Origin of the sequence: Nocardia inohanensis NBRC 100128 (assembly GCF_001612945.1) — a bacterium.
GTDB classification, from domain to species: Bacteria; Actinomycetota; Actinomycetes; order Mycobacteriales; family Mycobacteriaceae; genus Nocardia; species Nocardia inohanensis.
Genome location: NZ_BDBK01000017.1, coordinates 141,093 through 161,484, shown reverse-complemented (window position 1 = coordinate 161,484; position 20,392 = coordinate 141,093). Strand labels below are relative to the sequence as shown.

General features: G+C 67.5%; 20 protein-coding genes. 16 read left to right on the top strand and 4 right to left on the bottom strand.

Annotated elements, in window-relative coordinates; genetic code table 11:
- Positions 1-107: 107 nt before the first annotated feature.
- The 5 genes from NI1_RS31445 to NI1_RS31425 are packed head-to-tail and all read left to right on the top strand — an operon-like array spanning position 108 to position 7,106.
- Positions 108-518: a hypothetical protein gene (locus NI1_RS31445; protein ID WP_245663494.1), complete on the top strand. Its 411-nt coding sequence runs from the start codon at positions 108-110 to the stop codon at positions 516-518.
- A complete protein-coding gene (locus NI1_RS31440; RefSeq protein ID WP_067828245.1) occupies positions 518-1,897 on the top strand; it encodes a hypothetical protein in 1,380 nt (459 codons plus the stop codon). The genes NI1_RS31445 and NI1_RS31440 overlap by 1 nt, the downstream gene beginning before the upstream one ends.
- Positions 1,894-3,195 carry a vWA domain-containing protein gene (locus NI1_RS31435; RefSeq protein ID WP_067828242.1) on the top strand — a complete coding sequence of 434 codons (1,302 nt, stop codon included), beginning with the start codon at positions 1,894-1,896 and terminating at the stop codon, positions 3,193-3,195. The genes NI1_RS31440 and NI1_RS31435 overlap by 4 nt, the downstream gene beginning before the upstream one ends.
- Before the next feature lie 9 nt (positions 3,196-3,204).
- Entirely contained in the window at positions 3,205-4,320 is a 1,116-nt protein-coding gene (locus tag NI1_RS31430; protein WP_067828239.1) for an ATP-binding protein, read from the top strand.
- Positions 4,317-7,106: a DUF5682 family protein gene (locus NI1_RS31425; protein WP_084524067.1), complete on the top strand. Its 2,790-nt coding sequence runs from the start codon at positions 4,317-4,319 to the stop codon at positions 7,104-7,106. Before NI1_RS31430 ends, NI1_RS31425 begins: the two co-directional genes overlap by 4 nt.
- Positions 7,107-7,240: 134 nt before the next feature.
- Here NI1_RS31425 and NI1_RS31420 read toward each other — a convergent pair whose 3' ends face one another.
- Complete coding sequence (locus NI1_RS31420) at positions 7,241-8,149, bottom strand: LysR family transcriptional regulator (RefSeq protein ID WP_067828237.1); 909 nt, start codon at positions 8,147-8,149, stop codon at positions 7,241-7,243.
- 70 nt (positions 8,150-8,219) lie between these two features.
- Between NI1_RS31420 and NI1_RS31415 the strand changes: the two genes are divergently transcribed.
- Complete coding sequence (locus NI1_RS31415) at positions 8,220-8,960, top strand: SDR family NAD(P)-dependent oxidoreductase (protein ID WP_067828234.1); 741 nt, start codon at positions 8,220-8,222, stop codon at positions 8,958-8,960.
- Positions 8,961-8,977: 17 nt separating this feature from the next.
- Entirely contained in the window at positions 8,978-9,184 is a 207-nt protein-coding gene (locus NI1_RS31410; protein WP_067828231.1) for a tautomerase family protein, read from the top strand.
- A 1-nt stretch (position 9,185) separates the two neighbouring features.
- On the opposite strand, the gene NI1_RS31405 is transcribed toward NI1_RS31410, so the two are convergent.
- Both NI1_RS31405 and NI1_RS31400 read right to left on the bottom strand, forming a co-directional pair.
- Positions 9,186-10,295, bottom strand: coding sequence for an amidohydrolase family protein (locus NI1_RS31405; RefSeq protein WP_067828228.1), 1,110 nt, complete (start codon positions 10,293-10,295; stop codon positions 9,186-9,188).
- A 21-nt stretch (positions 10,296-10,316) separates the two neighbouring features.
- Entirely contained in the window at positions 10,317-11,180 is an 864-nt protein-coding gene (locus tag NI1_RS31400; RefSeq protein WP_084524066.1) for a LysR family transcriptional regulator, read from the bottom strand.
- 124 nt (positions 11,181-11,304) lie between these two features.
- On the opposite strand from NI1_RS31400, the gene NI1_RS31395 reads away from it, so the two are divergent.
- From NI1_RS31395 to NI1_RS31355, 9 genes are all read left to right on the top strand, one after another.
- Complete coding sequence (locus tag NI1_RS31395; RefSeq protein WP_067828225.1) at positions 11,305-11,997, top strand: type 1 glutamine amidotransferase domain-containing protein; 693 nt, start codon at positions 11,305-11,307, stop codon at positions 11,995-11,997.
- Positions 11,998-12,002: 5 nt separating this feature from the next.
- A complete protein-coding gene (locus NI1_RS31390; protein ID WP_067828222.1) occupies positions 12,003-12,563 on the top strand; it encodes a TetR/AcrR family transcriptional regulator in 561 nt (186 codons plus the stop codon).
- The gene (locus tag NI1_RS31385) at positions 12,560-13,573 is read left to right on the top strand and encodes an NADP-dependent oxidoreductase (protein WP_067828219.1); all 1,014 of its coding nucleotides are present in this window, start codon (positions 12,560-12,562) and stop codon (positions 13,571-13,573) included. The genes NI1_RS31390 and NI1_RS31385 overlap by 4 nt, the downstream gene beginning before the upstream one ends.
- 55 nt (positions 13,574-13,628) lie before the next feature.
- Positions 13,629-14,933, top strand: coding sequence for a Dyp-type peroxidase (locus tag NI1_RS31380; RefSeq protein ID WP_067828216.1), 1,305 nt, complete (start codon positions 13,629-13,631; stop codon positions 14,931-14,933).
- 146 nt (positions 14,934-15,079) lie between these two features.
- Positions 15,080-15,868, top strand: a complete 789-nt coding sequence (locus NI1_RS31375) for an SGNH/GDSL hydrolase family protein (RefSeq protein WP_067828213.1) — start codon at positions 15,080-15,082, stop codon at positions 15,866-15,868.
- A gap of 130 nt (positions 15,869-15,998) precedes the next feature.
- Positions 15,999-17,627 (top strand): vWA domain-containing protein, encoded by a 1,629-nt coding sequence (locus NI1_RS31370; protein ID WP_218026849.1) that lies wholly within the window; start codon positions 15,999-16,001, stop codon positions 17,625-17,627.
- A 9-nt stretch (positions 17,628-17,636) separates the two neighbouring features.
- Positions 17,637-18,224: a hypothetical protein gene (locus NI1_RS31365; RefSeq protein WP_067828207.1), complete on the top strand. Its 588-nt coding sequence runs from the start codon at positions 17,637-17,639 to the stop codon at positions 18,222-18,224.
- A complete protein-coding gene (locus NI1_RS31360; protein WP_067828204.1) occupies positions 18,221-19,354 on the top strand; it encodes a hypothetical protein in 1,134 nt (377 codons plus the stop codon). Before NI1_RS31365 ends, NI1_RS31360 begins: the two co-directional genes overlap by 4 nt.
- Before the next feature lie 115 nt (positions 19,355-19,469).
- A complete protein-coding gene (locus NI1_RS31355) occupies positions 19,470-19,868 on the top strand; it encodes a hypothetical protein (RefSeq protein ID WP_157535437.1) in 399 nt (132 codons plus the stop codon).
- A gap of 57 nt (positions 19,869-19,925) precedes the next feature.
- Here NI1_RS31355 and NI1_RS31350 read toward each other — a convergent pair whose 3' ends face one another.
- Positions 19,926-20,390 carry a PaaI family thioesterase gene (locus NI1_RS31350; RefSeq protein WP_067828198.1) on the bottom strand — a complete coding sequence of 155 codons (465 nt, stop codon included), beginning with the start codon at positions 20,388-20,390 and terminating at the stop codon, positions 19,926-19,928.
- Positions 20,391-20,392: the final 2 nt, after the last annotated feature.

The window sequence follows — 20,392 nt, the reverse complement described above, 5'->3', positions numbered from 1 at the left end:
GGAGAACGATGGTCTCGAATCCGAGCGCCACACCGGATGCACCGGAGTGGGAAAGTACTTCTGTAGTGCGGGTATCGCCGACGGTAGCCCCGCGTAAGCTGAACAAGGTGCCCTTCGTCGAATTGGCCGACGGACGGCTCCAGGGCGTGGTGTCGAGCGGTTCCGATATCTCACGGGTCTACGTGGCGTCGGTGACGGCGGGGACGCACGGGCTCAGTTGCAGCACCAACAACAATCGGCCGTGCGGCGGGTTGAACCAGGGCTGGGCCTGCAAGCATCTGGATTCGCTGATCGAAGAAGCGGTGTTGCAGTACGGCCAGGATCGGGTGGCGCGTTTCCTGCGCGTCGAAGTGCCCGAGGGCGCGCGGCTTGCGCAGTGCCTGAAGGGATCTCGCGATCCGGCTCCGGCCGCGGCTGTGTTCAGCCGGTTCCTGCGGCATCTGGCGTATTTGGAGCTGCCGGGCAGCGAGACCGCGATTCCGGAATTGCAATGGTTTCCGGCGGGGGTGGGACGCTGATGCGAGGCGTGCAATTGACCGCGCTGCTTGATAATTCACCGGAGGGCGTCACGGAGACGCTCGATGTGGTGAACGGCTTCGACAATGCGCTGGTGGACGGTTTCGCCCGGGTCTCCGAACGGCAGACCGCGGCGCTGACCGCGCTGGCGGGATCCGTGGCGGGTTCGCCGCTGGCGGCGCCCGTCGCCGAAGCGGCGGCGAAGCTGGGTACCGGTGCGATCGGTGCGGACCAGCTCTCCGCGCTGGCTGCCGCCCGCGCCGCCCTGCTCGGCGCGGTGCACGACGCTCTGGTAGCCCAGGTGGATACGGCGTTGGGCCGCAATCGATCCGAGTGGGCGAGCAGTTCGGCCGACCTCGCACCGAGCCCGCTCGCCGTAGGCTCCCGCGCCTGGCTGGGCGAGCTCGCCATCGCCGGCTGGCGCGGCGTGGACCACGACCTGGTGGCCGCCGCGGATCAAACCGTGGAGGCCCTGCTCAACGAACCCGCGCTGCGCCGCCTCGCGGTCCTGATGGACGGTTTCACCGCCGAGCTCGGCGCTTCCTCGCCCATCGCCACCATGGACCGGATTCCGGCCCGCCGCTGGGCGGACCTGTGGACCCGTGCCCTGCTGCTGTCCTGGCGGGGCCCGGAATCCACTGCGCCAGAGACCGTTTCCGGCCGACTGCTGCCGCTCGGCGTGGACGTGCACGAGCACGGCACCGCCGTACAGGCACAGGTGTACGGCGTGCTTGAGAGCGCGAACGCACCCGCGCGCCGGGTACGGGCATCGGTGAGCGCCGCCAAGGTGGACACCATTGTCGGACCGGCGATCTGGCAGCTGCTGAGCGCCCATCCGCAGTTGCTCTCCGCACTGGCGGAGCACCGGGCCCTGGAGCTCACCGATATGCCGCTCGCCGCGACCGGCGATCTGGTCTGGCACGACGCACGGGCGAAGGCCGGGGAGGCCGCCGACCCGTTCGTCACCGCGACCGTGCTGTTGCACCAGGCGCAGGCCCCGGCGACCGCGCCGCTGGACCGTGATCCCGTGCACATCGCCGAACCGGTTCTGCTCGAGGGGTACCGGTTCCGTGACGGCGCAATGGAATTGGACGGTCACCTGCTGCCCGTCGAACTCGACGCACTGCCGTCCAGCGGCCCGCTCACCCGGGTCGCCGTCACCAACTCCAGCGCCATGATCGCCCTGCTGCGCTGGGACGCCGCCGGCTGGTCGGTGCGGCCGCTCGCCGTGCAGCGCAAGGTCAAGGGCGCGATCACCGGTATCCACGGTGGCGACTGGGCGCTCGGACCCACCGATCCGAAAATAGCCAAGGCACAGGCCAAGTCGGGCGATGCCGTGGCGGTGCTGCGCGAGCGCGCGGGACGGTTGCTGCGCAAATGACGAATCATGAAACGCGCCGCCAGATCCTGTACTGGCGGCTACTGGCCGGTGTCTTCAGCGGCGATCAACAGCCCAACCTGGAGTCCGCGAGCGCGGGCATCGTCGAAGATCTGGGACTGCCGCTGGCAGTGCTCGATCCCGGCGTGTCCATCGACACCGTGGTGCAGCGTTTCCCGGAGATGCGAGGCGAGTTCGAAAAGCTCGACTTCACCGAGGACAAGCCGGAAACCGAAGCGACCGAAGACGAGACGAGCATCGGCGCGAACGATGTGCGCACCGCCGCACTGGTTTCCAAGCTGCTGCTGAACGTCTTCGCCACCGGCGCGGGCGCGGTCAGCGCGGGCCAGCTGGCCGGCTGGCAATCCGATGCCAAATGGTTGAAGCACTGCCTCGGCGACGAACAGGCCGGATCCGTGCGCGGGGTGCTGGCCGACCTGGAAGCCGACCTGGTCAACCGCATGCGCCTGCGCGAGGTGCTGGCCGACCCGCAGTTGGCCAGTCAGCTCACCCCGAGCATGTCCCTGGTCGAACAACTGTTGCGCGACAAGCACAATCTGTCCGGCGTCGCCCTGGCCAATGCCAAAGCCCTCATCAAACGCTTCGTCGACGAGGTCGCCGAGGTGCTGCGCACCCAGGTCGCGCAGACCACTGTCGGCACCGTCGACCGCTCGGTGCCGCCCAAGCGCATCCTGCGGAATCTGGATATCGACAAGACCATCTGGAAGAACCTGCCCAACTGGAACCCGAACGACGAGCGCCTCTACGTCGATCGCCTGTTCTACAAGCACACCGCCAAACGCACCATCCCGGCCAAGATGATCGTGGTCGTCGATCAGTCCGGGTCGATGGTGGATGCCATGGTGAACTGCACCATCCTGGCCTCGATCTTCGCGGGCCTGCCCAAGGTGGATGTGCACCTGGTCGCCTACGACACCAACGCCCTGGATCTCAGTCCCTGGGTGCACGATCCGTTCGAGGTGCTGCTGCGCACCCAGCTCGGCGGCGGCACCGACGGCCGCGTCGCCATGACCCTGGCCCAGCCCAAGATCGAAGACCCGGCCAACACCGTCATGGTGTGGATCTCCGACTTCTACGAATGGGAGTGCCAGGAGCTGTACGAGTCGATGGAGGCCGTCCATCGCTCCGGGGTGAAGTTCATCCCGGTCGGCTCGGTCAACAGCTCCGGCCATCAGAGCGTGAACCCGTGGTTCCGCGAGCGCTTCAAACAGCTCGGCACCCCGGTCCTTTCGGGCCGCATCCAGAAGCTCGTGCACGAGCTCAAGAACTTCATCGACTAGGAGAACACCATGAACGACGTATTGCGCGCACCCGCCGAGACCAAGTACGCCGAGGAGCTCGACTGGCTGGAGTCCATCGACGACGGGGTGAAGCCCTTCGCGTGGCGGTTGAGCCCGAAGATGGTGCGGCTGTTCATTCTCGGCTCCGAACGCGCCGACGGGCTGGACCGGGTGGTCGAGCAGAAGTGGTTCGGTGACCGCAGTTTCGTCGAGCGCAGCATCGTGACCCTCGCATCGGATCGCGGGCTGCTGCTGATCGGCGATCCGGGCACCGGTAAGAGCTGGCTGGCCGAGCTGCTGTCGGCGGCCATCAGCCGCAATTCGACGCTGGTGGTGCAGGGTACGGCCGGCACCACCGAGGATCACATCAAGTACTCGTGGAATATCTCGATGGTGATCGCCAAGGGGCAGTCGCGGGAATCGATGATCCCCTCCCCCATCATGACCGCCATGGAGCAGGGCGTGATCGGGCGGTTCGAGGAACTGACCCGTTCGACCAGCGATGTGCAGGATGCGCTGATCTCCATCCTGTCCGAGAAGTACGTGTCGATTCCCGAACTCGACGATGACAATGTGGTGTTCGCGCAGCCGGGATTCTCGATCATCGCGACCGCGAACAGCCGCGACCGTGGCGTGAACGATCTGTCCTCCGCGCTCAAACGGCGCTTCAACTTCGTGCGGATTCCGGTGGTGTCCAACAAGAAGAGCGAAGCCGAGATCGTGCGCTTCCGGACCGCGGAACTGTTGCGCCGCCATCAGATCGAACTGGAGCTGCCGCCGACGCTGCTCGACATCCTGCTCGATTCCTTCGCCGATCTGCGGGCCGCCGCGGCGGCCTCCACCAATGACGACGACAAGCTGGAGTCGGCACTGTCCACGGCCGAGCAGATCGGCGTGCTCGAGGATGCCATCCTGCACAGCCAGTTCTTCGGCGAACGCGCGTTGAAGGCCGAAACCCTGGCCGGGTCGCTGGTCGGTTCGCTGGTGCGGCGGCAGCCCGAAGACCTCGCCATTCTGAACAAGTACCTGCACGGTGTGGTGGAGCCGCGCACCAAGGACAACAAGGGCGGCGAATGGGCCGAGTTCCTCGAGGGTGGCCGGGCGGCGATCGCGAGACTGGCGTGACCGTCTCCGATATTCGATCCGCGCCCGATACCTTCGCGGCGCTGCGGGATCAGCTGGTGGATGCGGCCGCGACCTTCGCGGGCGCGCCCGGCGCGGCCGGCGACATCCTGGCGGGCATCGTCGACGATGTCGATCGCGCGCTCTCCGAACAGCTGGAGATCTTTCCGGTCTGCCATCATTCGCCCGCCTCCGGGCTGGCGATGGTGCGCCGATTGCGTGAAAAACAGCCCAGCGTCATCTATTTGGAGCTCTGCGAGGATCTGCGACCGCTGCTGGACGAACTGCGCAACTGCCGGTTGCCGGTGGCGTTGCAGGCGTTCGCGACCGAGACCGCGGATTTCCCGATCGAATGGGCTCCGCTGTCCATCGTCGCGCCGATCACCGAATCCTCGGCCGAATACCAGGCCATCGCCTACGCGCTCGATACGCCGGGTGTGGAGCTGGTGCTGGTGGATCGCTCCACGGATCACGTATTCCAGTGGGCGCCGCGGGAAGACAAGACCGAGAGCGAGACCGAGCCCGGCGACGGGCTGCACGGTGAGGCGGTCGGCATCGAAATCGGCGATCTGCGACCGCGTTTCGCCGAGCTCGAAGAGTACCTGCTGCACCACGGCAAGGTCCGGCACTGGTCGGAATGGTGGGATCAGTACGTCGAACAGCCCCTCGCGGATGCCGACTACGACACCTACCGCCAGGTCATGGTGATGATCGGCAGCCTGTTCCGGCGCTTGCGGCGCGGCAGCACCACCGAGGACGAGGACCGCGAGCGGTACATGTGGACGCGCATGCGCGAACACCTGGCCGCCACCGGCACCGATCCCGAACGGGCGCTGTACATCTGCGGCGCCGCGCACGCCGCCAGCCGGGTCGAACAGTTCGGCCTGGCCAACGATGTGCCGTTCGAGATCACCCCGCGGTCGGCGACCAAATGGCATTACGGGCTCATCCCATCCAGCCATTCGGCCATCGAAGCGCAGTTCGGGCTGGCCGGCGGTGCGGTCTCGATCGCGGCCGCCACCTGGTCGAAAGGCGTGCGGCGCGGCAAGTTGCAGCCGTTCCGGCTGGCCGGGCAGCAGGGCGGCAAGACGCGGGCCAAGCAGACGCTGGGCACTGCCAAGCCGGAATCGGTTGTCACGGACCAGCTCTCGGGATTTCTCTCCCGTCCACCGGCTCTCGACGCCCTGGACGAGGCCGAACTCCTGGAATGGTCGGTCGATATCGTCCGGCTGGCCCGGCGCAACGGCTACCTGGCCAGCACCGCCGACGCCATCTCCGTCTTCGAGACCTCGATCCTGCTGGCGGGTATGCGCAATCGCGCCCGGCCCACCCCGTACGACTTCCAGGACGCCGCGGTCACCTGCATCGAGAAGGACAAGGTACCCGGCCGCCGCGACGTGCGGCGACTCTGCGAAATCCTGCTCGGCGGCGACCGCATCGGCCAGGTCGGTTACGAGGCGCTTCCGCCCCTGGCCCGCGATGTACTCGACCGATTGCAGCCGCTCGGCCTGGACCTGTCCAAGCGAAACCTGCAACGCGCCCTGCTGGACCTGAAATCGAATCCGGACCTGCGACCCTGTTCGGATCTGCTGTGGCTGCTGCGAAAGCTGCTGCCGCAGGACGCCCTTCGCCCGATCATGGGTTCGCGGGGCCTGGGTGAGAGTTCGATCCAGGAGAGCTGGGACATCGGTCTCGGCAAGTATCAGCGCTCGCTGGTCGAGTTGGGCTATGAGGGCGTATCGGTGGAACAGGTGCTCGAGCAGCGTCTGCGCCGCTCGGTAGCCGCACCGACCGCGACGGCCGCCATCGCCCTGGAAGCCGTCGAGGACGCGCTCGTGTATCTGGGTTCGGCACGGCTCGCCGACGAACTCGGCAATCGCGCGATCGAACTCCTCGCCGCCGAGCGCACCGTGGACGGCGCGCCCGCCGTGCTGCGCCGAATCCGCGTGCTGCTCAACTACTACCGCTCCACCGAAGGCGGCCTGCCGTCCTGGTGCGGCAGGTTCGTGACAGCCGGGTACGCGCACTACTGCACCCTGCTCCCGACCGCCTTCGCCGACGACGAAACCGGTTCCGCACAGGTAGCGGCCATGCTCGGCTTCCTGTTCGGCATGGAGAACCTGGCGCTGTCCCTGGGCTGCGACCACACCCAGCTGGAACTGGCGGTGCTGCAATCACATCCGGAAGCGCCGTCGAAGGTGGCGCTGCTCTGGGCGGCCCGCTTCCAGCTCGGCCTGCTCACCATGGCCGAACTGCGCGAGCGGTGTGACGGGATGCTGGCCAATCCCCTGGTGCTGCCGACGGTTCCGCAGTACGTCAGCGGTTTCGTGCAGGCCATCGATCCGGCTCCCGGCTTGAAACCCTTTGTCGTGGAGCTGTTGTCGAAGGCGTTCGGCAGGCTGCCCGACACCGTCCTGCTGCCGTGGCTCCCGAAGCTCATCACCACGCTGAAGGACCAGGCGGGCGATCTGATCCCAGCCCTCGTTCGCGAAGCGGGCCGCACCTTCCCCGGCGCACTCCCCGCCGTGGACGCGTTCGTCCCGCCGTGGTCGGCCGAAACAGTCACGGCCACAACAGCCGTCGCAGCGGCGGCGAGCGGACCGGTCGCCGAATTGCTGGCGGCGCACCCGGCCACCTGCGACGCGCTCGCCGGACTGCTCGGCATCGAGGGCAGTTGGCAAGCGGCGGCCCCGGCCGCAGACACCACGGTCGCCGAGTTGCTCGGCAGGTTCCCGGCGACCGCCGTCGCGCTCGCCACGCAACTCGGGGTCGCCACCAGACCGAACTAGGGCCGCCCGGAGCACGAAAAACGCTCATCCATAAGGGCTTCCACCAAACGTTCGGCCAGGCCGGTCGGTTCGCGCAGCGCGCGCCCGACCGGCCTTCCGCGCTGATCCGTAGCCGTCTGCACCTCGTACGGGTTCTAACCCACCGGCTGGGCCGTGAAGTGTGCCGTGAGCCGGGTGACGAAGTCACGGACCTGGAGCCGCTCGTCGTCGGTTCTCGTTGCCGCGTACCAGGCTCGGGTTTCGCCGCGCTGGCCGATCCGCACGGTGGCGACCTCGCCGCGGGACAGGTACGGGGCGATCACCCAGGAGGGCAGGACGCCGACGCCCTCGCCCGCCGCGACCAGTTCGACCACGAGTTCGGTGAGCATCGGGACGATGGTGACGCGGTCGGGGCGCGCACCGGGCGGGATCGGCAGCGGTAGGGCGTTGGGGCGACTCTGGTCGTAGCCTTCGTACAAGATCAGGTTCTCGGTGCCGAAATCGCGGGCGGTCACGTGTTTTCGCGTCGCCCAAGGGTGTTCGGTGGCGACGACCGCGAACATCTCGTCGTCCATGAGGTGGGTGAGCCGGACCTGTTCGGCGGCCGGGGTCAGTTTGGTCAGGATGGCGACGTCGATGCGCTGGGCCAGCAGCGCATCGGCCAGATCGTCGTCCACGGCGCCGACCACTTGGATCGCGGTGTCCGGACTGGCTTTTCGCATCTCGCGCATGACCGGTGTCAACCAGGAGACGGTGGTGGAGCACTGGGTGGAGAGCCGGACCTGGCGGTCGCCGCTGCGCGCCACCTCCCGCACCTCGCGTTCGGCCGCCGCCAGGTCGGCCAGAATGCGTGAGGCGCGGGGCAGCAGACGTGCGCCCGCCGGATTCGGCACGAGCCGCCGCCCGACTCGATCGAAAATGGGCGTCCCGAGCCGCTCCTCCATCCGCAGCAAACGCTGACTCAGTGCCGGTTGGCTCACGAACAGCCGATCGGCGGCCTGTTGCAGGGTGCCACCGGTGGCCAGTGCGTCCAGCAGTTCGAGATCGCGCACATCCAGATCCATAAGCTGAGTCTAGTAATACCCATACGAATGTGTCGTGGACTTATATAGCTGGACGATCGAAGCTCGATGCATGACAAAGAACTCACGTACCGCGATCGTCACCGGCGGATCCAGCGGCATCGGCTTCGCCGTGGCGGCCGCACTGCTCGAGCGCGGGGACAATGTGGTGATCAGCGGGCGGGACGAAGCCAAGCTGGCCGCCGCCGCCAAGACCCTCGACGCGGGAGATCGCCTGCGCTACAACGTCGCCGACCTCACCGACCCGGCCGCCGGACCCACCCTGGTCCGCACGGCCGTCGAATCCTTCGGCGGGGTGGACATTCTCGTCAACAATGCCGGAACCTTCTCCGCGGTCCCGTTCGTCGACGTCGAAGCCGCCGAGCTCGATCACTTCCTGAACGGCAATCTCCGAGGCACGTACCTGATCACGCAGGCGGTGGTGCGGCGCATGATCGAGCAGGGCGATGGCGGCTCGATCGTGAACATCACCACGGTGCTGATCTCGCACGCCATCGGCGGATTCCCGTGCAGTGCGCCGATCGTCTCCAAGGGCGGCGTGCACGCGCTCACCGTCTCCCTCTCCGCCGAACTCGCCGCGCACGGCATCCGCGTGAACGAGGTGGCGCCCGGCATCGTGCGCACGCCCCTGCATGCGGCCGGCGACGTCGATGCGCTCGGCCCGCTCGCCGTCCTGAACCGGGTGGCCGAACCGGCCGAAATCGCGGACGCCGTCCTGTATCTCGCCGACGCCGGCTTCGTCACCGGCGCCGTCATCGAGGCCGACGGCGGCTTCGTCACCGCCCGCGCCTGACCCGAAGGACCCTCGAAATGCCTTACGTGAACGTAAAAGTCACCCGCGAGGGCGTCACCCCCGGCCAGAAGGCCGAGATCATCGCTCGCATGACCGACGTACTCGTCGACGTCCTGCACAAAGACCCGCGCACCACCTTCGTGGTCATCGACGAAGTCGAGCTCGAGGATTGGGGCGTCGGTGGTCTACCGGTCACCGAATTCCGTGCCCGGCAAGGCAATTAGCCTACTCGGCCCCCAGGCTCCGGCTGCTTCCAGCAGGCGTGTGTTCGACTCCGCCACACCAGACGCGGCGGATTCTTCGGGTCGCGCTGATGTCGGCGAGCGGATCGCCGTCTATCAGGACGAGGTCGGCACGCATACCGGGTGCGATGGTGCCACGATCCGAAAGACCGAAGGCCCGCGCCGGGTGAATCGTGGCAGCGTTCAATGCTTCCAGCGTCGAAAGCCCGGCCCGGACCAGTAGTTCGAGTTCCCGGTGCAGGCCGGCACCGTGTCGTGGATGCACCGGTACACCGGGTATCTCGTTGGCATCGGTGCCGGCCAGCACCAGGACGCCCGCCTCGTGCATGGCCAGCACATTCGCCAGGGAATTCTCGAACAGCGCTGTGACATCGAACTTCTCGGATGCCTCCTCCATAGCGGTCAGCGTCGGCACGACCGCGCATCCCGCAGCTGCGATCCGCTCCACCTCGACGGCACTGAAGCGGTCGGGCAATGGAACATGCGTGAGGAAGTCGACACCCGCCGCTGCCGACATCGCGTACGCACCCTGCGAAGTGGCGTGTGCGACAACCTTCACTTGGCGCGCATGCGCGGCCGCGACAACAGCTTTCGCGGTCGCCGCGTCGAGCCCGCCCTGCCCCGGGGCTTCCATGATGACTTTGATGTAGTCCGATCCTCCGGCGATCCGCTCGGCCACCATCGCCTCGGCATCCTCCGGGCCGCTGATGATCTCGATATCGGTGATACCTGCGATCGGTGCATGCACACCGTGCGAGGCCATGATCGGCCACCCGGCACTGCGCAGATCGGCCGAGCGGCCCGACGCTCGCAGCTCCGCCAACACCCCTGCCTGCATTATGCCCATATCAAGTACGGTCGTAACGCCGTGCGCCGCATAGAGATCCAGCATTTCCACCCGCTCGAGATGCACATGCGCGTCGATGAACCCCGGCATCAGCACCGCGCCGTCGCCGTCGATGACCTCCGCGCCCACGGGATCTTCGCTGATCACCCCGCCATCGATCACGATCGACGCCGGCTCTCCGATCCCGTCCCCGTCGAAAACCCGAACATCCCGCAGTACGAACTTGTCGCCCGAAATCCCCTTCATCGCACAAAATTAGAACAAGTTTCAGTTGTCGTAAAGCGGGCGGCATACTGAGCGGCGAATACCCTGCCCTACAAGGCAATTAATCGACGCAGTCCCGCCAGACCTCGGCCGCTTCCAGCAGGCGGGTGTGGACGAGGTCGGCGTGGGGGCGGGCCGGGCCGCCGACGCGGCGGGCGAGGTAGACGGTGTTGATCGGGGAATCGGCGGGGCGGGTTCGGCTTCCAGGCGGGTCTCGAAGACGTGGCGCCAGTAGCGGCGCAGGATGGGGAGATCCGGGGCGTAGCTGATCAAGGGGGCGCCGGTCAGGTCGTTGGCGCGCAGGCGGTCCGGGTCGATGCGGGCGGCCAGGCCGGGGGCGGCCACCAGGACGAATTCCTCGTCGGCGAGGGGCTCGGAGAGGACGGTGCGGCCGCGGGGGCGGATGGTGGAGAGGACGATGTCCAGTTTGCCGACGCGGAGGTCGGCGAGCAGGTCGTCGGCCAGGCCGGTGGAGACGATCAAGCGGACGCCGTCCTGGATGAGCGGGGCCACTCGGGGCAGGACCAGGGTGGCCAGGAGTTCGGCCGGGCCGCCGAGCAGGACAGGGGGTTCGGGAGTGGGGACGTCGGCCGCGGCGCCGCCGGTGACCGACTCCAGGGAGTCGAGTGGGGCGGCCACCCGGGCGGCCAGGTCGTGGGCGGCCGGGGTGGGCGTCACACCGCGCGGGAGGCGTTCGAACAACGGCCCGCCGAGCTGACGCTCCAGGGCTTGGAGTTGGGTGGTGACGGTGGGCTGGGACAGGCCGACGCGACCGGCACCTGCGGTGATGGATCCGGCCCGGTAGACGGCCAGGAAGGTGCGCAGCTGGGTGAGGTCCAGGGAACCATCGGTCTGTCTATGCCTCATATTGGCGAGTCTATTGGTCAGATGATATTTGCGCGCCTACCTTGAGGACAGTGACGAGCTGACAGATCGAGTACAGAGTGTCAGATCGTCGGTAAACAGACCGTTCCACACAAAGGAGCACGCAATGGCGAAAATCCTGTTCGTCATGACCGGGGTCGATTACTGGACGCTCGCCGACGGCACCCGGCACCCGACCGGGTACTGGGCCGAGGAGTTCGCCGCGCCGTACGAGGCGTTCATCGCCGCCGGGCACGAGATCGTGGTGGCCACGCCGGGCGGGGTGATTCCGGCCGTCGATCGCGGCAGCCTCGTGGCCGAGGTCAACGGCGGAGCGGAGGGCGCGGACAAGGTCGCCGAAATCCTCGCCGGGGCAAAGGAATTGAACGCGCCGGTCAAGCTGGAGGAGGTAGACCTCGCCGATTTCGACGCGGTGTACTACCCCGGCGGGCACGGGCCGATGGAAGACCTCGCGGTCGATGCCGATTCCGGCAAGCTGCTCACGGCCGCGCTGGCATCGGGCAAGCCGCTGGGTGTGGTGTGCCACGCGCCCGCCGCACTGCTGGCCACCGCCGACGCGCAGGGCAAGTCGCCGTTCGCCGGATACCGGCTCACGGGCTTCAGCAATGCCGAGGAGACCCAGGCCGGGCTGGCGGACAAGGCGGAGTGGCTGCTACAGGATCGCCTGGTCGCACTGGGCGTCGACTACCGCGAGGGCGAGCCGTGGGCCCCGCACGTCGAGGTGGATCGCAATCTCTACACCGGACAGAATCCCGCCTCCTCCGCCCCGCTGGCCGCGGAGCTGTTGAAGGCGCTCTGATTCCGATGGCCGACCGGACCGCGGACGTGCTCGACGCCACCCTGCGCTGCCTGCTGCGCTACGGGGCGCGGCGCACCACCATGGACGATATCGCCGCGGAGACCGGCGTTTCCCGGTCGGCCGTCTATCAATACGTGCGCAACAAGGACGATGCCGTGCGGCGCGTGGCCGAACGGCTGCACGACGAAGCCCTGCGTCACGCGCGCGCGGCCGCCGAATCGGAGGCCGCGCTCACCGACCGGGTGTACGGCATCCTGGCCGCGAAGATCGAACTGGCGGCCGGGCCGTTCGCCGAATCACCGCATGCCACCGAGATTTTCGATGAGCAAGCCCGGCTCAGCGGCGATATCTGCCGCGGCTTCACCGCCGAACTGCACACCCTGCTCACCCGCGTGCTCGCCGGCGCGGACACCCCCGATCCCGCCGATGCCGCGCACATCTTCCTCGCGCTGACCGTCGGCCTGATCGCCACCGGCCGCCCGGAGCTCTTGCGCCGTGCGGTGGACGCCGTCTTCGACGGCACGCTCCCCCAACGAAACCTCAACCCCCAGGAGACAATCCGATGACCGTGACCAGCCGTGAATGGCGTTTGAGCGCCCGCCCCGTCGGCGAACCGAAGTTCAGCGACTTCGAATTCGCCACCACCACCCTCGCCGATCCCGGTCCGGGCCAGGTGCTGGTCCGCAACGACTGGCTGTCGGTGGACCCGTACATGCGCGGGCGGATGAACGATGTCGAGTCCTATATTCCGCCCTTCGTGCTCGGTGCGGCCATGACCGGCAGCGCGGTCGGCACCGTGGTGGCTTCCGGCGCCGACGCGGTTCCGGTCGGGGCGACCGTCAGCCACTTCGCCGGCTGGCGCGAGTACGCGCTGGTCGACGCCGCCGCCGTGCAGGTCGTGGATCCGAAACTCGCTCCCCCGCAGGCGTATCTGGGCGTGCTCGGCACCACCGGGCTGACCGCCTACGCCGGGCTGACCGAGGTCGCGCCGATCCAGCCGGGCGATGTCGTGTTCATCTCCGGTGCGGCGGGCGCGGTCGGTTCGATCGCGGGGCAGATCGCCAAGCAACTGGGCGCGAGCAAGGTCATCGGTTCGGCCGGCGGGCCGGAGAAGGCCGCGCGGCTGTTGTCCGACTTCGGTTTCGACGCCGCCATCGATTATCGCGAGGGCAATCTGCCGATCCAGCTGGCCGAGGCCGCGCCGGACGGTATCGACGTGTACTTCGACAATGTCGGCGGGGATCATCTCGACGCGGCCATCATGAATATGAACCTGCGCGGCCGGATCGCGCTGTGCGGCGCCATTTCCATGTACAACGACGTGGAATTGCCGGCCGGTCCCGCGCATCTGCCGCTGGCCATCGGCAAGCGCATCAACCTGCGCGGGATGAACGTCAGCGACCACTACCACCAGCTTCCGGAGTGGATCGGCAAGGCCGCGGGCTGGCTGGCCGACGGCACGCTGCGCGCCGAGGAGACCGTGTACGACGGCATCGACTCCGCGTTCGACGCCTTCACCGCCATGATGAACGGTGCGAACACCGGCAAGATGCTGGTTCGGCTGTCGCACAGCTGATTACGTGACGTAGAGCACTCACCGGGGTAGCCGGAACGTGGCTACCCTGGCGCGAGTGAGCGAAAATACTACAACGGGTAGTACAGGCGGGCGGGTATCGCGGCGCGCCCTGTTCGGGTCGGGCCTGGCCGCCGCCGGAGTCGCGGCGGCGGGTGTGGCGATCGGGCGCGGCACCGCGTCCGAGACCGCGAAAGCAGCACGGGCCGAGGACTTCTACGGCGATCACCAGGCGGGCATCGCCACCCCGCAGCAGGCCCACGCCATGTTCCTGTCCGTGGATATCGCCAAGGCCGACCGCGGGGTGCTGCGTGAACTGCTCACCGTCTGGACCGAAACCGCCGCGGCCCTCACCGCCGGCGTGGAGGCGCCCGAGAATCCCGCCGACGCACCGGGGTTCAGTGTGCGCACCGACTTCGCCACCGGACTGGATCCGGCGCGGCTGACTCTCACCTTCGGGCTGGGTCCGGCGGTGTTCGACGAACGCTTCGGGCTCGCCGCGCGGCGGCCCAAGCATCTGAAGGCGCTGCCCGAATTCGCCGGGGACGCTTTGCAATCCGCCTGGTCCGGCGGTGATGTGCTGGTGCAGATCTGCGCCGACGACAACCAGGTCGTCAGCCATGCCTTCCGCGCCCTGCGCGCCAGAATGCCCGGGCTCGGGAACATCCGCTGGACCCAGCACGGCTTCCTGAGCCGGCCCGCCGACGGCGGCACTTCGCGAAACATGTTCGGGCACAAGGACGGCACCGCCAATCCTAAGCGCGGCACCGCCGAGTTCGACCAGGCCGTCTGGGTCGAGGCCGCCGATGAACCGGAGTGGTTCCACCGGGGCAGCTACCTGGTCTTCCGCAAGATCCGGATGAAGACCGCGGACTGGGACATGCTCGCGCTCGCCGAGCAGAACAACATCATCGGCCGCCGCCGCAGTGACGGCGCGCCATTGAGCGGTGAGCGGGAAGCAGATCCGGTGGATCTCACCAAGCGCCTGGCCAACGGCGAACTCGCCATCCCGGCCGACGCCCACATCCGCCTCGTCAACGGCATCACCATGCTGCGGCGCGGATACAGCTACGACTACGGCACCCTGCTCTCCACCGCGCCCGGGGCCGCCACCGGCGAAGCCGAGCACACGCACGCGCCGGGCACCCCCGAGCACACGCACAGCGGTCACGACAAGCTCGACGCCGGACTGTTGTTCAGCGCCTACATGAACAATCCCCCCGAGCAGTTCATCAAGGCGCAGACGGCTCTGGCCGCCACCGATCGCCTCGATGCCGTCATCCAGCACACCGGTAGCGCGTTCTTCGCCATCCCGCCCGGCGCGCACCGTGGCTCACCAATCGCCGCGGAACTCCTCGCTTAGGTAAAGGTGATAACTGATTTCGTGAAATTCGGGATAACTCCTGGGGGACGCCCAAAATCGGATGGGCGCTCGAAGTAGGCTCGGGTCGATAACTCCGCACGGCGCTCAGCCGCCGCTGAATACTCGGAGAGGCGGAACAGTCCGTCATGACTGTTGGCAGCTTCACGCGATACGTAGCCTTGGGCGACAGTCAGACCGAGGGCGTCGGAGACGGCGATGATGTAACCGGGCTGCGCGGCTGGGCCGATCGGCTGGCCGCGCAGATCGCGCTGGTGAATCCCGGATTGCAGTATGCGAATCTCGCGGTGCGCGGCAAGCTGGCGTGGCAGATCCGGGCGCAGCAGTTGGACGCTGCGCTGGCGCTGGAACCGGACCTGGTGACCGTGCTCGCGGGCATGAACGATCTGCTGCGTCCTCGGTTCGATCCCGACGAGGTGGTCGGGCATGTGGAGGCCATGTTCGCCGCCTTCGCAGGGACCGGGGCCGTGGTGGCCACGTTGACGTTTCCCGATGTGGGACGGCTGATTCCGATGGCCCGGGCGGTGCGCGGGCGAGTCGCCGCCGTGAACGAACGAGTGCGGGCTGCGGCCGCGCGGTACGGCGTGATCGTGGCCGAGGCGGCGCAGCACGCGGTGGTCGCCGATCCCCGGCTGTGGAGTCCCGATCGGCTGCACGCCAGCCCGCTCGGGCATCAGCGCATCGCGGACGCACTCGCCGAGGCGCTCGGGCTGCCCGGCAGCGATGACACCTGGACCCGGCCGATCATGCCCGCGCTGCCGGAGCGGAACGTCTTGCAGGCCATCGCCGCCGAGGTCCAATGGGCGGGCGTCGCACTCGTGCCGTGGGCGATGAACCGGGTGCAGGGCCGCTCCTCCGGAGACCATCGGGTCGCCAAGCGCCCGTTCCCGTTGCCGGTCGACGGCCTCCCCGTCTGAGCCGGCACCCGAGAGCTCTTGCCCCCTGGCGCATTTCGCCCCAGGGTTTCGCTGACGCGACATCGGCAGTTCACCTTCCCCTCGGTAGCGGCTGCTTAAGCTCTCGTAACCGAGGGGAAGGATGCGCCAATTGCGAGACCGGCGCACGAAAGTGCTTGTCACGGCGCTGCTCACCGTGTGTGGGCTGCTGGCCGGATGCGGAGCCGACAAGCCGGGGAACGGTTCCGTCACCACCTATGACGACGATGCCGAGGTGCTCAATATCGTCGCCGGCTCCGAGCACGAGGCGGTGTTCCAGCAGATCGTGCAGCCGTGGTGCCGCGATCAGCAGCTCACCTGCACCATGACCAAGCTGGGTTCGGTGGATCAGGCGCGGCTGCTGCAATCCGGGGACACCCCGCCCTATGACGCGTTCTGGTTCGCCTCCAGCGTGTTTCAGCAGCTGGGCGACGCGACCCATCGGCTGACGCAGGTGCAGCCGATGTTCAGCACACCGCTGGTGTACGCGGGACGCAAGGCCGAACTGGACGCGCTCGGATTCACCGATCGCGAGGTGGGGATCGAGGAGATCCTGTCGGCGGTCGAGGCCGAGAAGACGACCGCGTGGATGACCAATCCGACGCAATCGAATTCGGGTGCGACGGTGCTGCTGGGCTTTTTGAACTACTTCGCGGGCAACGGACCCGGGGTGGCGCTCACCAAGGAGCAGCTCGACTCCGAACCGGTGCGCACCGGAATCACGCGCTTCGCAAGGGCTTTCGCCAAGACGCCGCCCTCGACCGGACTGCTCATGGACGAATGCCTGGCCGCCCCGCAGCAGTGCAAGACGCTGTTCACCTACGAGGACCTGGTGATCGAGCGCAACAGGGAGCTGGTGAAGCAGGGACAGGAACCGCTGCATGTGGTGTATCCCAAAGGCGTGCTGGCGATTTCGGACGCGCCGCTGGGCTTCCTGCCGCACGGGGGCAATACCGCGAAGCAGCAGAACTTCCACCGCCTACAGGACTTCCTGCTGACGGCGGCTACGCAGAAACGCCTGACAAGCCTCGGCCGGCGGCCGATCACCAGTATCGGGCTCTCCCTGCCGGACGCGCCGAAGGACGTCTTCGACCCCGCCTGGGGCATCCAGGCGACGCTGACGCAGCAGCCCATCACCTATCCGGCGAGCGCGGTCATCGAAGCGGCGCTGGAGAACTACCAGACCGTGTACCGCACCCCCACCGACCTGGTGTACTGCATCGACGCCTCCGGCAGTATGGCCGACAACGGCGGCTGGGACGGCGTGCAGCAGGCCGCGAACCTGCTGTTCGACCCGGTCGAATCCAAGAAGTATCTGTTGCAGACCGGGCCCAAGGATCGCACCGCGGTGCTGGTCTTCAGCTCCGCGACCGACGGCATGAAATGGGTTGACGGCAACGGTCTTCCGGGCCTGAACGCGCTGCACGACGCCGTGCGCAAGCGTAAACCCGATGGCGGCACCGGCATCTACGGCTGCCTGTCCAGCGCCGCCCGGCAGTTCGACGCCGCCGCCGATCCGAAGCGCAAGCGGCTGGTCATCCTGATGACCGACGGTGACGACACCCAGGGCGGCAACGGCCTGGCCGAGATCGCCAAGGCCGGAATCCCGGTGGTGGCCATCGGATTCGGCACGGGCACCAATACCAAGGCGCTCCGGGAAATCGCGCAGCGCACCGGCGGATCCTTCCTGGCCTCCGACGATATGGTGGCGGCGCTGCGCCAGGCCACCGGCTACCGGTAAGGAGTTCGATTGCCGGGCAATACGGTTCTGATCACGGCACTGGCGGTGCTGGTCGCGGCTTTCCTCGGGATCTACGCGATGCTGGGTTCGGTCGGCGGGGCCGCGCTGGTCGCGGTCGGGATCGCGGTGCTGACAGTGCTCGCGGGACAACAGATCGCGGCCGCGCGCGAGCGGAAACAGCTGGCACAGCGGGTACGGCGCGCCACCGTGCGGGTGGCGGCGCTGGCCGGGCGGGTCACCGACACCGATACGCGGGGTGCTGTGCTGCGCGGTTGCGACGCCGTGCCACGGGTCCTGGAGCGCACCGAAAAGCTGGACCCCGACAGCCTTTCCACCATCTCCGAGCAGCTGCTGGGCGGGCTCACCGGGGTGGAATCGGCGCTGGAACGCTATCTCGAGATCCAGGCGCATCCGGACACCTACCCCGATGCCGCGACCCTGCTACGGCGCGGCCGCGAGGCGCTGCGCGGCTTCGAGGGCTTCACCACGCACGCCGCCGAACAGGTCGGCGCGGCGGATCTGACCGGCTTCTTCACCGATCTCGCGCACCTCGAACTGATCTTCCCCACCCAGTTGCCCCCGAGCGAGGAGCGATGAACAAGTCTCGTCTACCGGTGCTGATCGCCGTCGTGTTCGCCGTGGTGGTGATCGTGGCCGGCGTCGTGCTGATCCGCGGCTCCCAGCAGACCCCGGCCGCGGTCACCAAGCTGAATTGTCTCGGCGGGTCCGAGAAGTCGGCGCTCATGGCCGACCCGGAGGTGGTGCGCATCCTGCGCGACGACTACGGCCTCGAGGTGCGCTTCGACAAGCGCGGCTCCTACGAGCTGGCCCAGGTGCCCACCGATCAGCTGCGTGCGCAGGGCATCGGCTGCCTGTGGCCGTCCTCGGCGAGCGCGCGCAGCGTCTTCGAGCAGAAGCACACCATGAGCGACTTCCCGGAGTATCGAGCGGAATCGGTGCTGGAATCGCCCGAGGTGATCTACGCCGGACCGGCCGCCACCGACGCGCTGGTGCGTGCGGGCATCGTGGCCGTGCGCGAGAACTCCTACTACATCATGGATCTCAAACGGCTACTGCTGGAATATGTGCTGCCCAAACAGAAATGGGAGAGCATCGGCGCCCGGAACCTGGCCGGTCCGATCCGTATCACCAGCACCGACCCGAAGACCTCAAACTCCGGATTCACGCTCATGCAACTGGAACTCACCGTGGTCGCCTCCGGTGAGGTGTACCAGCCACCGACACTCACCGAGGCCAAGGCCGGACTGCCCACCGTGCGGGGACTCTACGACGCGCAGGGCCTGCAATCCGACAGTTCGGACGGCGGCTTCCGGGAATGGCTGATCCAGGGCGCGGCCTCGCTGTACGCCGGCTACGAGAACCAGGTGCTGCAACAGCTGGTCGCCTATCGCGACAATGCCGCGGCCGCCGACGCGCTGCTGGCGGGCACCCGCATGCTGTACCCGGATCCGACCATCTTCAACAGCAACCCGGTGCTCACACTCACCGCCGACGCGCGCAAACTCATTACCGCGCTCCAGGATTCGAAGATCCAGCAAATCGCCTGGAAGAAGTATGGTTTCCGGTCCGCCACCCAGCTCGGGGCGACCAACGCGGCCGATTTCGAGCGCATTCCGCTGGCGGCGCAACCGCGCTCGACCGCTCCGCCCAAGGCGGATGTGACGCTGTTGCTGCTCGCCTGCCTGCGGGACAACGCCTGCTCCTGAGCGAACCTGGGCCGCCTGCGCGAATCTCACCGCCGCACGCGCGCTGATCTGGCATGATCTGCGGCGTTCGTTCCGGGGGACCCATCGTTCGTGACTACTGGAGAGAGGTTTGCTCGTGAATACCGTGTCCCAGCGTTACCTCCGCCGCGTCACCCTGCTCGCCGTGCTCGGCGCCGCGGGTCTGTTCCTCGCACCGGTGTCGTCGTTCGCCGACGCACCGCAGCCGCAGAAGATCACCCTCGACTATTCGAAGGGCAAGTGCGGGCAGACCACCATCATGGCGCGGCCGGGGGTGCCGACCACGCTGGAGATCAACACCTCCGACAATTTCACCGATGACGCGCGCATCGAGATGCAGGGCAATCGCGTCAACCTGCCCGACACCTACAAGCCGGTCACCACCCAGGTCGATCTGGGCACGCCGGGACCGGGTGCGATTCCGTTCAAGGTGAGCGGTTCGGAGTGGCCGGGCAGCGCGGGCACCGGCTGTGAGGGCTACATCATCATCGCCTGATGCACCCGAAAGGCGGGCGGCCCGAAAGTTTCCGGGCCGCCCGCCTTTTCGGCTGTGCTACTTGCCGTGCGTGCGCAGCTGGTACAGGCCCACGGTCTCGGCGACGACCACGCCGTCGGCGTCGGTGACGGTGGCCTTCAGCTCGAAGTCGGCCTTGCCCTTCTCGTCGGCCTCGGCGGCGATGCGCGCGATCTCCTCGTCCGACAGTTCGGCCACCGCGGTCACATCGGTCTTGGCGGGCTTGCGGAAGAAGATCTGGAGGTCCTTCACCAGCGGGAAGTACTTGGCGGTGTCGAAGGTGGCGATGGCGATGCCGCCGCCGAGGATCTCCGCCACGGTGAACAGCACGCCCGCGTACATGACGCCGAAGTGATTGCCGTTGCCTTCGATCGGCACCCGGTTGGCCGCGTATCCGGGCCGCACCTCGAGTGCCTCGACGCCCATCTTGTGCGCGATCGGAATGGTGAATTCCAGTGCGCCGTTGACGACGTCCTTCAGCGGCGTGGTGGCGTCGTTCGCCATTG

Coding starts and splice junctions, on each gene's coding strand:
- NI1_RS31440 (WP_067828245.1), top strand. CDS start 518: ATGCGAGGCGTGCAATTGACCGCGCTGCTTGATAATTCACCGGAGGGC.
- NI1_RS31435 (WP_067828242.1), top strand. CDS start 1,894: ATGACGAATCATGAAACGCGCCGCCAGATCCTGTACTGGCGGCTACTG.
- NI1_RS31430 (WP_067828239.1), top strand. CDS start 3,205: ATGAACGACGTATTGCGCGCACCCGCCGAGACCAAGTACGCCGAGGAG.
- NI1_RS31420 (WP_067828237.1), bottom strand. CDS start 8,149: ATGGATCTGGATGTGCGCGATCTCGAACTGCTGGACGCACTGGCCACC.
- NI1_RS31415 (WP_067828234.1), top strand. CDS start 8,220: ATGACAAAGAACTCACGTACCGCGATCGTCACCGGCGGATCCAGCGGC.
- NI1_RS31410 (WP_067828231.1), top strand. CDS start 8,978: ATGCCTTACGTGAACGTAAAAGTCACCCGCGAGGGCGTCACCCCCGGC.
- NI1_RS31405 (WP_067828228.1), bottom strand. CDS start 10,295: ATGAAGGGGATTTCGGGCGACAAGTTCGTACTGCGGGATGTTCGGGTT.
- NI1_RS31400 (WP_084524066.1), bottom strand. CDS start 11,180: ATGAGGCATAGACAGACCGATGGTTCCCTGGACCTCACCCAGCTGCGC.
- NI1_RS31395 (WP_067828225.1), top strand. CDS start 11,305: ATGGCGAAAATCCTGTTCGTCATGACCGGGGTCGATTACTGGACGCTC.
- NI1_RS31390 (WP_067828222.1), top strand. CDS start 12,003: ATGGCCGACCGGACCGCGGACGTGCTCGACGCCACCCTGCGCTGCCTG.
- NI1_RS31385 (WP_067828219.1), top strand. CDS start 12,560: ATGACCGTGACCAGCCGTGAATGGCGTTTGAGCGCCCGCCCCGTCGGC.
- NI1_RS31375 (WP_067828213.1), top strand. CDS start 15,080: ATGACTGTTGGCAGCTTCACGCGATACGTAGCCTTGGGCGACAGTCAG.
- NI1_RS31360 (WP_067828204.1), top strand. CDS start 18,221: ATGAACAAGTCTCGTCTACCGGTGCTGATCGCCGTCGTGTTCGCCGTG.
- NI1_RS31350 (WP_067828198.1), bottom strand. CDS start 20,390: ATGGCGAACGACGCCACCACGCCGCTGAAGGACGTCGTCAACGGCGCA.